General features: G+C 38.9%; 12 protein-coding genes. 2 read left to right on the top strand and 10 right to left on the bottom strand.

The annotated features are described in order from the left end of the window. Nucleotides 1-24 precede the first annotated feature (24 nt). From ccpA to BDR01S_RS13890, 5 genes are all read right to left on the bottom strand, one after another. Entirely contained in the window at nucleotides 25-1023 is a 999-nt protein-coding gene (ccpA, locus tag BDR01S_RS13910; RefSeq protein WP_066258192.1) for a catabolite control protein A, read from the bottom strand. 259 nt (nucleotides 1024-1282) lie between these two features. Next, on the bottom strand, nucleotides 1283-2362 hold the full coding sequence (locus BDR01S_RS13905; protein ID WP_066258194.1) for a bifunctional 3-deoxy-7-phosphoheptulonate synthase/chorismate mutase: 1080 nt from the start codon (nucleotides 2360-2362) through the stop codon (nucleotides 1283-1285). Between the two features lie 217 nt (nucleotides 2363-2579). Then, on the bottom strand, nucleotides 2580-2909 hold the full coding sequence (gene ytxJ / locus BDR01S_RS13900) for a bacillithiol system redox-active protein YtxJ (protein ID WP_066258196.1): 330 nt from the start codon (nucleotides 2907-2909) through the stop codon (nucleotides 2580-2582). Between the two features lie 96 nt (nucleotides 2910-3005). Next, nucleotides 3006-3500, bottom strand: coding sequence for a YtxH domain-containing protein (locus BDR01S_RS13895; protein ID WP_066258198.1), 495 nt, complete (start codon nucleotides 3498-3500; stop codon nucleotides 3006-3008). Between the two features lie 21 nt (nucleotides 3501-3521). Beyond that, nucleotides 3522-3983 (bottom strand): DUF948 domain-containing protein, encoded by a 462-nt coding sequence (locus BDR01S_RS13890; protein WP_066258200.1) that lies wholly within the window; start codon nucleotides 3981-3983, stop codon nucleotides 3522-3524. A gap of 222 nt (nucleotides 3984-4205) precedes the next feature. On the opposite strand from BDR01S_RS13890, the gene BDR01S_RS13885 reads away from it, so the two are divergent. Both BDR01S_RS13885 and BDR01S_RS13880 read left to right on the top strand, forming a co-directional pair. Then, entirely contained in the window at nucleotides 4206-5321 is a 1116-nt protein-coding gene (locus BDR01S_RS13885) for an aminopeptidase (protein WP_066258204.1), read from the top strand. Between the two features lie 406 nt (nucleotides 5322-5727). Next, nucleotides 5728-7152 carry an IS1182 family transposase gene (locus BDR01S_RS13880; RefSeq protein ID WP_066258205.1) on the top strand — a complete coding sequence of 475 codons (1425 nt, stop codon included), beginning with the start codon at nucleotides 5728-5730 and terminating at the stop codon, nucleotides 7150-7152. A 220-nt stretch (nucleotides 7153-7372) separates the two neighbouring features. On the opposite strand, the gene murC is transcribed toward BDR01S_RS13880, so the two are convergent. From murC to BDR01S_RS13855, 5 genes are all read right to left on the bottom strand, one after another. Continuing rightward, nucleotides 7373-8674, bottom strand: coding sequence for a UDP-N-acetylmuramate--L-alanine ligase (murC, locus tag BDR01S_RS13875; RefSeq protein WP_066258207.1), 1302 nt, complete (start codon nucleotides 8672-8674; stop codon nucleotides 7373-7375). 232 nt (nucleotides 8675-8906) lie between these two features. Then, nucleotides 8907-11330: a DNA translocase FtsK gene (locus BDR01S_RS13870; RefSeq protein ID WP_082797423.1), complete on the bottom strand. Its 2424-nt coding sequence runs from the start codon at nucleotides 11328-11330 to the stop codon at nucleotides 8907-8909. 157 nt (nucleotides 11331-11487) lie between these two features. Further along, entirely contained in the window at nucleotides 11488-12276 is a 789-nt protein-coding gene (locus BDR01S_RS13865; protein ID WP_066260325.1) for a DUF1444 domain-containing protein, read from the bottom strand. 93 nt (nucleotides 12277-12369) lie between these two features. Further along, on the bottom strand, nucleotides 12370-12684 hold the full coding sequence (locus BDR01S_RS13860; protein ID WP_066258209.1) for a thioredoxin family protein: 315 nt from the start codon (nucleotides 12682-12684) through the stop codon (nucleotides 12370-12372). A gap of 63 nt (nucleotides 12685-12747) precedes the next feature. Further along, on the bottom strand, nucleotides 12748-13269 hold the full coding sequence (locus tag BDR01S_RS13855; RefSeq protein WP_066258210.1) for a DUF84 family protein: 522 nt from the start codon (nucleotides 13267-13269) through the stop codon (nucleotides 12748-12750). Nucleotides 13270-13323 lie beyond the last annotated feature (54 nt).

The raw sequence follows: 13323 nt of genomic DNA, 5'->3' as shown, positions 1-13323 counted from the left end.
ACCTATTACGGTCAACCCATTTTTTTACTTAGTTGATTGTCGGTGTTCGATCCGATGTGGTAGAACGACAACTTGTTCTTCCACCTTTTCTTTGTTCATTAATTTAGTTAAAAGTCGCATCGCAACCGCGCCGATATCATATAATGGCTGAACGATTGTTGTCAGCTGTGGGCGGACCATGAGTGAGAGCCTGGTGTTGTCAGATGTGATAACCTCAAAATCATCAGGAACCTTATAGCCTTTATCCTCTGCACCATGTACAACGCCAAGTGCCATTTCATCCGCTCCTACCAAGATAGCTGTCGGCCTGTCAGCGACTTCAAGCAGCTTTTCTATCGCTTCAATTCCTGAGTCGTACGTATAATCTCCTTCAACCACTAGTTCGTCATTGTAAGGAATACCGGATTCTGCTAACGCTCTTTGATAGCCTCGCAGCTTTTTGAATGTATTTTTAGGCTCATGAAGTGGTCCAACAACAAACGCAATATTTTTATGACCTTTTTCAATAAATTCCTTGATCGAGTCATAAACTGCTTCTTCATAATCAATATTTACTGAAGGCATTGTGCTAGATTCTTCAATCGAGCCTGCAAGCACAATTGGTACAGGTGATTTTCCAAATTCATCGACATGCTCTGCAGTAATATTTCCACCCATGAAGACTAATCCATCCACTTGTTTACCAAGCATGGTATTGAGCAAATGAAATTCCTTGTCTTTGTTTTGATCGGAATTACTTAAAATAATATTGTACTTATACATCGTTGCGATATCTTCTATCCCACGGGCCAATTCGGCAAAAAAGATATTTGAAATATCCGGAATAATAACCCCAACGGTTGTGGTCTTTTTGCTGGCTAATCCTCTTGCAACCGCATTCGGACGGTAGCCTAGTCTTTCAATTACTTCCAGCACCTTTTTTCGAGTTACCGGCTTTACATTCGGATTCCCGTTAACTACACGAGAAACGGTTGCCATTGAAACATTGGCTTCTCTTGCTACATCATAAATAGTAATATTCACTTAACACACTCTCCTAAAACGAACATCGTTTTCATTATTTTACATCAGCTTGTATAAAATTAATCATTTAGTTTTTGTTTTTGTTTGTGAGAACGTAAACAATCTTTAATATGTACTTAATGATACGACAAGAAGTTCAAAGCCGCAATTGCATTTGTCAACATTTTTCACAAAGTTACTAAATATTATCATAAAAAACCAAAAAAACCTTCTGCACTGAAATCGCAAAAGGTTTTTTATATAATCTATCTATTTGAAATTAAAGTCGTACGTAGTTAGATGCGAGCAGTTCATTATAGAATTTTTCAAACTGATCTAGATCCATTTGTTGCTTTTGATCCGAGAGTGCCACGGCAGGATCTGGATGAACCTCTGCCATAACACCGTCTGCTCCAATCGCAATCGCTGCTTTCGCACATGGTAATAATAAATCTCTTCTGCCTGTTGAGTGCGTTACGTCAACCATTACAGGTAAGTGGGTTTCCTGTTTCAAAATCGGAACTGCTGAAATATCAAGAGTGTTTCTTGTCGCCCGTTCGTATGTCCTTATGCCGCGCTCACAAAGAATAATTTGCCCATTCCCTTGTGCCGCAATGTATTCGGCCGCATTGATAAATTCTTCAATTGTCGCCGCAATACCTCTTTTTAACAGAATGGGTTTCTTTACCGATCCTGCTGCTTTTAACAGTTCAAAGTTTTGCATATTACGCGCACCAATTTGAATGACATCGATATAATCTATAGCCATTTCAATATCAGCCGGGCTCACTATTTCACTGATCACTGCCATATCAAATTCCTTAGCCACACGTTTCAAGATTTTCAATCCCTCAACGCCTAACCCTTGGAAATCATATGGAGAAGTTCTTGGTTTATAAGCACCGCCACGCAGAAGCTTTAAACCTTTCTCCTGCATTGATTTTGCCACGGTTGCCACTTGCTCATAGGATTCTACAGCACATGGACCAAATACAAAGTGCGGTTTGCCATCGCCAATATTTTCACCTTTCAATGTGACAATTGTGTCTTCAGGCTGCTTTTTTCGAGAGACCAGCAATGCTTTACTATGGTCATCTTGTTGCAGGTCAAGACCCGCTTTAAAAATCTCTTTGAAAATATGATCGATTGTCGAATTCTCAAAAGGTCCATCATTTTGCTCTTTAATATGATCTAACATCATTCTTTCACGGACAGGGTCGTAACGGTAAACCCCTTGGTTTTCTTTCACCCGCCCAATCTCTTGGACGAGCACGGCTCTTTCATTAATTAACCTCAGCAATTCTAGGTTTAACTCATCGACACGCGACCTCAATTGTTCTAATTCAATTTTCTTGCCCATCTTTCGTCCCCGCCCTTTCCTCAGCTAAACAGAACTGCATTTAATGATAGAGCTCTGTATGCATAAAGTCCTTCTGTCATAGGAGTATTGTCTCCAACCTAAAAATTTAAATATTATAACATTTTAATAATTAGGGTTTATTATATCGGATATTATTTGGTTTGTCACTCATTTTTTCTTTAATGATTAAACGCTTTTAAGCGCTAAAGTATTTTTATTAATTTTCACCAAAAGCACTGGTCAAAGACCGACTTGTAATTTTCCAGTGAGAAGCATTCCATAAAGGCTCTCCATTTGAGAACAAGATGGTTTGTGGTGATTCATGTTTGATTTGGAACTTTTCTGCTACTTCATTGGATAACGGACGGGAATCCTGAACAGCTAAGAAATAAGTAGGTACAGCTTGATTTTCATTTGCAAATTTTTCATATTCCTTATATGCAGCATGGCTAATTGGACAGGTTAAACTATGCTTTAAGAGAAAAAATTTACTCTCCTTATTTATAACGTCATCAAATTGTTCAATCGAATCAATTTTCACTAACATGTGTACATACCTCCAGAAATAAAATAAACGGTGAAGTAATTTTATCACTCCACCGTTTGTATCACAAATAATCAGATTTAGCATGCTGCTAACTTTTTAGAGTTTAACTTTGTTTTCTTCCTCATCAAATGCCTTTTCAGCTTCTTCAAGTTTTTTTCTTATTTCAGAACTATCTAGATGTCCAATCGGGATTGACCGCTTAGATTCTGTCTTTTCATTTGGAGTATGAAGAGGGATATAATTTGAGATTCCTTCTTCCTCCGACTCATCATGGCTCGTTATTTTCCCCTTTACCTTATTCAAAAGCCCTGCCGATTGCAGGACAATCCCTTGGGATAGGGTAGAGCTTTTTGAAACGAATTCATTACTTTTTGTCAAAACATTTTCACGTATATTGGCTGTCTTATCAATGACCGTTCCCGCTTGGTTAGTAAACCTATTGCGAAGATCTTTTCCTGTCTTTGGAGCCAAAAGCAGTGCTGCAGCTGCACCAACGACTCCACCGATAATTGCTCCCAGCAAAAAGCTATTGGAAGACTCCTCATTCCGAGTTTGATTCGTATCGCGTGAATCATATTCTTTATTAGGCATCTTAATATCCTCCTCTTTTTTCTAATGAGATCTAACCTTCTTGCTTTCATCTAAGCTTACTGTCGTTTTTTGTTGCCTCCTGGCTTGCCACTTATCCTTTAATTCTAATACGATATTACTCCATTGAACAATTTGCGAAATTTTCTCTTTACTTTCCTCCACTTGCATATCCACTGTTTGCGTAATGTTTTGTAAGGTCCCATTGAATTTAGAAACCGTTGTACCTACGTCTTTTACCGCTTCAACCACACTGTTTAAACGATCCGTTTTCTGCTTAATATCATCTGCAAGTGCGTTTGTTTTTTGGAGGAGAATTGTAGTTTCTGCTGTTACGCCATCCAACTGTTTTTCTAATCCGGTTAATGTTTTCGAAACGCTTGTAAGTGTAACTTGAAATGATTTGAGTGTCGTCGATAAAAAGATGACAAGCACAAAAAACGCGATTGCAATCAGGGCTACGCTTAAGTATAAAATAATTTGCATCGTGCACCTCCGCCTTAATCCTATCAATATGTATTACCCATCACGGAAAGTAATAAACCTCGTTAATTATCTTATACTACTTCCATATAATTGTCCTCATCTCCTGCCGTTTCTTATAAAAATTTCATCAGGGAATGATATAAAAGTTTTATTTTTCAACTTTCAGCCTTCATTCGGTTACAATATGAATGTACCTACATAATTCTGTTGGAGGCGTAAAGAATGAAAGATCCTCGTATTGAAAAGTTAGCAAAAAACTTAATTAATTATTCGGTCCAGCTTCAAAAGGGTGAAAAGGTTTTAATTGAAAACTTTGGGCTTCAGCGTGAACTTGTGACCGCTCTTGTGAAGGAAGCCTATTTAGCTGGAGGTTACCCTTTTGTGCTGTTAAAGGACCATCGGGTCGACCGCTCGCTCTTATTAGGAGCACAGGAAGAGCAATTTAACATGATGGCAGAGTTCGAAGCAAATGTGATGAGTAAAATGGATGCATACATAGGTCTTCGTTCAGGTGATAACATCAGTGAACAATCTGATGTCCCTGATGATAAAATGAAAATTCACGGAAATACGATTGGTAAAAAGGTTCACCGTGATATCCGTGTTCCTAAGACAAAATGGGTTGTCCTAAGATATCCAACTTCGTCTATGGCCCAATTAGCAAAAATGAGCACCGAAGCCTTTGAAAACTTTTATTTTGATGTATGTAACCTCGATTATGGAAAAATGGATCAAGCCATGGATAGTCTGAAAGAGCTAATGGACCGAACAGACAAAGTTCGAATCACTGGTCCAGGAACAGACCTCAGCTTTTCCATTAAGGATATCCCGGCTATTAAATGTGCCGGACGGTTAAACATTCCAGATGGTGAAGTTTATACTGCCCCTGTTAAAGACTCGGTCAATGGGGTTATTACGTATAACACACCTTCTCCTTATCAAGGTTTTACGTTTGAAAATGTGAAGTTGACGTTTAGAGATGGGAAAATTGTCGAAGCGGAGTCCAATGATTCCAGCCGTATCAATAAAATTTTTGATACAGATGAAGGGGCTCGATATATTGGGGAATTTGCGATTGGGGTCAATCCATTTATCCTTAATCCAATGCAGGATATCTTGTTTGATGAAAAGATTGCTGGCAGCTTCCATTTTACCCCTGGGCAATGCTATGATGACGCGTTTAATGGCAACCATTCTAATATCCACTGGGATATGGTTAATATCCAACGTCCTGAGTATGGCGGCGGGGAAATGTATTTCGATGAGGTATTAATTCGTAAAGACGGGCTGTTTGTTCTTCCTGAGTTAGAAGTATTAAATCCAGAAAATCTTAAATAAAAAGAATAGATGCCAAGGATTGCTTGCATCCTTTAAGATTGTCGAGAAAGGGTCATTTTCTCGGCAATTTTTTATTTTTGTCTGAGTCTAAACTTCCCATTACATTAGGGGATTAGGTTAGGCACCAGAGCTGATAAATAGACGGAAGAATTCCGCTTAATTAGTAATTATTATTAAAAATGGCTTAAATAGACGGAGAGATTCCGCTTATTGACTCGAAAAACTCGCAAATGAGAGACTTTGCTTTGCATAAGCGGAAAACCTCCCCTTATATCCTCCGAAATTAGCTCCATTCAGCATCTAACCGGAATATCTCAGGCTGTTGAGAAAGTCATGTTTTTCAACGAATTAACGCGTTAATGTGGTATAATTTTTATATAGAATATACCTGGAAGGCGTGACTATCTTGCTAAATCGTACGAATTCTACTCAATCTAAAACAAGCCAACTTGAACTAGTAGATATAGAATTATTGGTTCCTGATAACCATCTTCTTCGGTTGATTAATAAGCACGTAGACTTTTCATTCATTAGAGAAAAGGTGCGTCCTTTTTACAGTGAGTCCAAAGGAAGACCTTCGCTTGACCCGGTTGTACTGTTCAAAATGATGCTAGTTGGATATCTTTATGGCATCCGCTCTGAAAGACAGTTAGAACAAGAAATCACCCTTAATGCTGCATACAGATGGTTTTTAGGTTTGGGTTTTTCTGATTCTGTGCCTGATCATTCAACGATCAGTTGGAATCGAAATAGAAGGTTTAAAGGTACAACTGTCTTTCAGGAAGTCTTTGATGAAGTAGTACATTTAGCGATTCATCATCATATGGTGGCTGGGCGTCTCCTCATCTCCGATTCCACGCATATCCAGGCCAATGCTAACAAGAATGCTTATACTATGCAGGTGGTGACAGACCAACCGAACGAGTATTTGGTGGAACTCGAAAAGGCAGTGAACGAGGATCGTGAAGTACACGGAAAAAATCCCTTACCTCCAGCCGGGGAGAATAAAGAAAAGAAACTAAAAAAAAGTACCACGGATCCTGAATGCGGATTTATGAATCGTAAGGGAAAGCCAGAAGGTTTTTTCTTTTTGGATCATCGTACTGTCGATCACAAATTTAATATTATTACAGATGTATTCGTGACCCCTGGTAACGTCAACGATGCAACTGTTTATTTGGAAAGATTGAAAAGCCAGATTGAAAGATTTGGTTTTGCAAAGACCTTGGAATCAGTAGCTTTGGACTCGGGTTACTTTACGGCTCACATTTGTAAAAAGACACTAGATATGAACCTTTTCCCTGTGATTGCAGAGCGTAAAGCTTCTAGCACAGAAGGCAAGTTTTCTAAATCCCAATTCACTTACGACACGGAACACGATGTCTATATTTGCCCAGCGGGCAAAACATTAACTTATGGCACTACAAACCGTCAGGGATATAAAGAGTATCGGTCCGTTTCGGATAAATGCAAGGAATGCCCTTTCCTAAAACAATGTACTTCAAGTGCGAATAAGCAAAGGATTATTCAACGCCATATATGGGAAACGCACAAGGAAAAGGTAGTCCAAAACCGCCAAAGTAAAATCGGGAATGATATCTATCAATTACGTTGCCAGACCATAGAGCGAAGCTTCGCGGATGCTAAAACACTCCACGGGCTTCGCTATTGCCGGTTCCGGGGAAAAGAGAAAACCCAGGAACAAGCACTCATGACGGCAGTGGCACAGAACCTAAAGAAGATTGCCAGGCACCTTGCCAAGCAATCTCAACAGGGGAATTCTGTCCTTTTTACTAATTTCATTAATCTAGTTCAAATATTTTCTTCCTAGAACAGGCAGGTTAGGCTGCATAAAACCACTTTCTCAACAGTCTGAATATCTCCGCTTATTTTACTATTGCTGGTTACTCCATTAAGCACATATGAGTTGAAAAGCTAAAATTGAATACTACACCGTTGATTGGAGCGCAAATTAACAGACTAATTGAAAGTCGTATTTATTTACTATTAAAAAAAGGATGCCAACTTTATATGCTGGCATCCTTTTCATTTTATTTAATAAGTTGTTTTTCGTATGATTCCTGGAATTTTTGAATATCGCCGGCACCCATAAAGATTATTACGCTGTTTTCGTTCTGATTTAATACAGAAGTATTTTCCTCAGTAATTATTTCAGAGCCCTCAATTCGATTCTGTAGATCCTTGATGGATAGTTTCCCATGGTTTTCACGAGCAGAGCCAAAGATTTCACACAAATAGGCTTTATCTGCTTCACGCAAACTTTTTGCAAAGTCTTCCAAGAACGCTTGAGTGCGTGAAAAAGTATGTGGTTGGAAAACCGCCACAATATTTCGATCCGGGTATTTTTGCTTAGCAGCATCAATCGTTGCTTTTATTTCTGTCGGATGATGGGCGTAATCATCGATTAATATTTGTGACCCAATCCTTTTTTCCGAAAATCTTCTTTTGACACCTTGGAAGGTAGTTAATTGGTCCTTAACAACCTCTACATTTATTTCTTCATAATGACATAAACCGATAACGGCAAGTGCGTTTAACACACTATGATCGCCAAAGGATGGGATCGAGAATGTATCATAGAATGTATTGCGAATAAATACATCAAAGCTCGTTCCGTTTGTTGATTTAACAATATTTTTGGCTTGATAGTCATTTTCATTACCAAATCCATAAAACAAAACAGGTACCTTTGCTTGGATTTTTTGAAGCTGCTCATCATCGCCATAAGCGAATATTCCTTTTTTCACCTGTATGGACATTTCTTGAAATGCTGAAAAGACATCATCAATATTAGCAAAGTAATCGGGATGATCAAAATCAATATTTGTCATAATCGCATAATCAGGAAAATAGGACAAGAAGTGTCTTCTGTATTCACAGGCTTCGAACACAAAATATTCCGAGCCTTCTCTACCTTTGCCTGTTCCGTCGCCAATTAAAAAGGAAGTAGGCTTAGCTCCTTCAATCACATGGGCAAGCAAACCTGTAGTCGACGTCTTACCGTGCGCACCAGTAATGGCAACGCTCGTAAAGTTCTGCATAAAGTCGCCCAAAAACCGATGGTAACGCACAATAGGAAGTCCAAGTTTCATGGCTTCTTGAATTTCCTCATGGGTATCAGGAAAAGCATTTCCTGCAATAATCGTCATTCCTGGCTTAATATTCTCTTTTTGAAAGGGAAGGATTGTTATCCCTGATTGTTCAAGGGCCAGTTGTGTAAAAAAGCGCTTATCGACATCGGAGCCTTGCACCTTAAATTTCATATCATGTAGAACTTGTGCGAGTGCACTCATTCCAGACCCCTTTATACCTACAAAATGGTAAATAGTCATAGAAGAACCTCCAACAACGTCTATCTGTAAAACAGTATATGACATCTGTCTGTATTTGCTAACAAGAAAAACTGAGTGCTAATACACCCCAAAAATTAATTAACTTCTAAAAACATATTAAATTATTATACCACTGTTCACCCTGAAAAACTATTTGCAAATTTAATCTTTGTCGCCTTACTTATCAGTTCACTATATATTATTTATCCCTGCCATTAAAGAATACTATAGATTAATTATTTGCACTAGCATCTTGAATGGACTCTAAATCAGCTAATGTAATTAATACTTCACGTGCCTTGCTTCCATTGGCGCTTGTAATATAGCCACTGTTCTCAAGCAGATCCATCAATCTAGCGGCACGGTTGTAGCCTATTTTAAAACGTCTTTGCAAACTTGAAGTGGAAGCACCGCCTTGGTCAATAATAAATTCACAGGCTTCATAGAAAAGTTCATCTTCATTTTCAGTTACTTGTGCTTTTTTTAATAGTTCGTCTTGCTCGAACAAGTAATCGGGTTCCCTCTGCTCCCTCACATGACCTACAACAAGATCAATTTCTTCATCCGATACAAACGTTCCTTGCAATCGAACCGGTTTCGAGGAGCCATTTTCTAAAAATAACATATCTCCTCGTCCGAGTAGCTTTTCTGCACCGCTAATATCAATAATGGTCCGTGAATCGACTTGTGATGATACGGAAAAGGCAATCCGTGTTGGAATATTTGCCTTAATTAATCCTGTAATGACATCAACCGACGGTCTTTGGGTTGCGACGATCAGATGAATACCACAAGCCCTAGCCTTTTGAGCAATCCGACAAATGGCTTCTTCCACATCTGCAGGGGACATCATCATTAAGTCTGCTAACTCATCAATAACAATCACGATAAAAGGAAGTTTATCAGAATACTGCTTATGCTTTATAGCCAATTCATTAAAGCGATTAATATCACGAACACCGGTATGAGCAAATAATTCATACCGTCTTTCCATTTCCTCTACTGCCCATTTTAATGCAGCTGTCGCTGCCTTGACATCCGTAATGACTGGACTAACAAGGTGCGGAATTCGGTTGTATGGTGCAAGCTCCACCATTTTTGGATCAATCAGCAAAAGCTTTAAATCTTCTGGGCTGGCTTTAAATAGTAAACTAACCAATATGGTGTTAATACAAACACTCTTTCCTGACCCAGTTGCACCAGCAATCAAACCGTGAGGCATCTTCTTCAAGTCCGTTACAATTGGTTTCCCTGCAATATCCAGTCCAAGGACAGCTGTTAGTGGTGAGGTGGATTCTTTAAAGATGCTGCTTTGAATAATTTCATTAATGAAAACAGGTCGTGACTTTTGGTTTGGAACTTCTATCCCAATGGTATGCTTTCCGGGGATGGGAGCTTCAATCCGAATATCCCTCGCGGCAAGGCTTAACTTGATATCATCACTTAAATTAGTTATTTTGTTTACCTTGACACCTGGCTCCGGTTGAACTTCAAAGCGGGTAACTGAAGGACCTTGGGTCACATTCACCACACTTGCACCAACATTAAAATTTTGGAGGGTTTCGTTTAATATCTCCTCTTGCTCTAGCAGCCATTTGGTATCATTCTTTACCGTAACAGGGGGGTTAAGTAAACCATCTGTAGGGAAGGTATAATAACCCTCATCCGTAGTTTCTGTACTCTCTTTTTCCTTAACTGGGAAGAGATCAATTACTTGATTTCCCTTTTCTGGCTGCTTATTCACTGTTGGGACCTCATCCTGCTGATCCACAGTTCTTTTTCGCTTTCTCTCTTCCCATTTTTGCTTATCTTGTTTTAACATCATCACATTAAATGGCAAATTCGAGCGCTTCGGTTCTGGCGGTTCAGGTATAGCCTCACTTACTTCTTCTTCCTCAGCTTCAGGTGACTCGATTGAAACTGCAATATTCTCTTTTACTTCCTCGGGTGGCTCTTTTGAAAGTGCAATACTCTCTATTACTTCCTCTGGTGGCTCGATTGAAACTGCAATATATTCATTTACTGCCTCTGTTGACTCGAATGAAACCGCAATAGCCTCTTTTACTTCTTCTTTTGATTCGATTGAAACTGGACTAGCTTCGATTAAGTCCTCTAGTAATTCCTCTTCGTTAACAAATGGGATATTTATCTCTGGGTCCGCAATCGTTTCTTTTGACACAACTAAACTTTCAAGCTCTTTTTCAATTTTCTCATTTAAAAAGTGGCTTAATTCATGCTCGACTAGTGTTTTTGTATTTCTAGGCCGATTAAATCCAAATACAGGCGAAGGAATTTCTGTTGGTTGGAAGGGACCGCTTTTTCTAGGTAACGGTTCTATTTTGGTTTTAGGCACTTCCTTTTTGACTGTTTGAATCTCAGGCTTTTCTCTACTTTTTCTTTTTTCTGGAAGTTTCTCTAATCGTTTTTGGCGTAAGGTTTCTTCCTTTTCCTTTTGAGTTTCCCTGGGGATTGGAGGGTAAGAAGGACGATAACTGCTTTTTGGGTATTGATAGGAAACTTTGGTATCTAGATCTTTTAGATTTTCATGTTTGTTTAATAACGGCAGACCTTCATGTTTATGTAATATGTAACCGTTAAATTCTTCATCCTCTTCATCTTTTTTTAATCTTTGAAAAAGGTTTTGGAACCAGCTCAAAACTATCACTCTTTCTACTTTCATCTATCACTCTATTTTATCAGTTTTTCATATTATTTCGACACAATTCTTTTAAATGAGTCAAAATACATGCAGCCAAAATATTGCGAATTGAAAAAAGATCACCTTACACGATGTGATCCTTCTTCTCGTTTGATTATTTATTTTTTCCCAAAATAAAAATAGGTTCTAATTCACCATTTTCATATAAAAAGGATAAGGCGGTGATTGGCACATGACCGTTTGCGAAAAAGCTCATTGCCATTTGCGCAAGCACATCATAGCCTCGATCATTGCGAATATCAGCGATAATTAACACATCCTGATGTGGAACAGCTAGAACCATCGTACCGGTAATTTTCTTCTCCACTTCATGAAGAAATCCCTTATTTAATATGCGGCTTGCATCGTAGCCATCATTGGTATTAAGAAAATAAAAACTATTGCCAGCCACTTTATCTTCTTTGAGGGTAGTCGACAGGGACCTTACATTAAATAAGGCAATTTCCTTGATTCTCTTTGCTTCCCAGCCCTCTTTAGCCATGATACGTGAGTCAATTAAACGATAGGTATTACCTTGATCATACGCATAATAAATTTTTGTTTCCGCTGTGTGGTCGTCAATTAAAAACGGTACACCCTCTTCTGCTTCCTTCGGGAAAGACGAGGAGCGGATAACGGGAAAGATTTTTTTCTCATGATTGGTTAATTGAACGTCGTCCTCCATGGCACGGAGCCCTTCTTCGATATAATAAACCACTTCATCAATGGCTTTTTCCTTTTCAACATGCCATTTGGCAATAATCCCGGGTAAAGCCACGGTTATCCCTTTACCTGTCAATTTACTTTCAAAACGAAGCTGATCTTTCTCACGGTCATAGGAAATCAATCGGTCTTTATTAGTCAAGCGCTGCTCTAATTCACTTTTCATTTTTCTGCTATCCATGTTCATTTGTTAATCCCTCCAATTTAGGAGCATCACTATTATATTACATTAAAAACCCTCCATCTCAAAAGGTGATGGAGGGTTTCAGAATTTTTATTTCAACCCCGAAATAAAACCTTCAATTTCTTCTTGTGTCTTTCGGTCTTTACTTACGAATCTGCCCAGCTCTTTCCCCTTTTCAAAGGCAATAAAGCTTGGGATGCCAAAGACATCTAATTGCTGGCATATCTCAATAAACTGATCACGGTCCACATGTATAAAGGTATATTCATTAAATTTGGATTCTACTTCCGGTAGTACCGGCTCAATTACTCGACAATCCGGGCACCAGCCTGCAGAAAACATGAAGATGGTTTTCCCCTGATCACGTAGCTGTTCAAATTGCTCTGTTGACTCTAAATTTTTCAAATTCAACGCCTCCGTTTGACTTTTATGCGTTTTTTAATGCTTTATTCTCGAATCATATCAGCACTAAAGCTTTTCAGTCCAATTATATGCTCTTTTGTATTGTCCCACTAAAAGGTTCATAACATGAGTAAACATTTCCGATCGATTAACAATTCCATTTGTAAAAATCCCGACGGCCCCTTCTTGTTTCCTTACATTTTTATTTCTTGCATAATCTTCCATGACGGGTCCGAGTTCTTCGCCTGCTCTTAATCGGACTGCTATTTCTTCAGGGAGAGGGATCCTTGCGCCACCGGCAATAAACGGCCCGCTCTCGTTCGTTACGAGAGCACCCCAGTTACAAATGAGTAATCCATAACTCGTTTCCTGAACGCCTCCCTCCAGTCCAATTCCAATATCGCCATTTCCCTGTTTTAAGGCTGCTGCAGCCCGATTAATGGCTCCCTTAATCGTTTCTTCATCGGAAAATGGCTGCTCACTTACACCTGATGGGATATCTAACGAAACAAACTCCCCTTCATGAGAAAAACTATTTTTTACTGCAGTAATTTTGGCCGGGTTCTTTGATCCAATAATGATTTTCATGATGATAACTCCTCTTTTGACATATTAAAGGAGGCATAAACATGCCCCCTCCTT

The organism is Neobacillus drentensis NBRC 102427 (assembly GCF_001591445.1).
GTDB lineage: Bacteria > Bacillota > Bacilli > Bacillales > Cytobacillaceae > Neobacillus > Neobacillus drentensis.
Note: the sequence above shows the minus strand (reverse complement) of the source record. Positions and strands in the feature narration are given on the sequence as shown.

Coding starts and splice junctions, on each gene's coding strand:
- BDR01S_RS13905 (WP_066258194.1), bottom strand. CDS start 2,362: ATGGGCAAGAAAATTGAATTAGAACAATTGAGGTCGCGTGTCGATGAG.
- ytxJ (WP_066258196.1), bottom strand. CDS start 2,909: ATGTTAGTGAAAATTGATTCGATTGAACAATTTGATGACGTTATAAAT.
- BDR01S_RS13895 (WP_066258198.1), bottom strand. CDS start 3,500: ATGCCTAATAAAGAATATGATTCACGCGATACGAATCAAACTCGGAAT.
- BDR01S_RS13890 (WP_066258200.1), bottom strand. CDS start 3,983: ATGCAAATTATTTTATACTTAAGCGTAGCCCTGATTGCAATCGCGTTT.
- BDR01S_RS13885 (WP_066258204.1), top strand. CDS start 4,206: ATGAAAGATCCTCGTATTGAAAAGTTAGCAAAAAACTTAATTAATTAT.
- murC (WP_066258207.1), bottom strand. CDS start 8,674: ATGACTATTTACCATTTTGTAGGTATAAAGGGGTCTGGAATGAGTGCA.
- BDR01S_RS13865 (WP_066260325.1), bottom strand. CDS start 12,276: ATGGATAGCAGAAAAATGAAAAGTGAATTAGAGCAGCGCTTGACTAAT.
- BDR01S_RS13855 (WP_066258210.1), bottom strand. CDS start 13,269: ATGAAAATCATTATTGGATCAAAGAACCCGGCCAAAATTACTGCAGTA.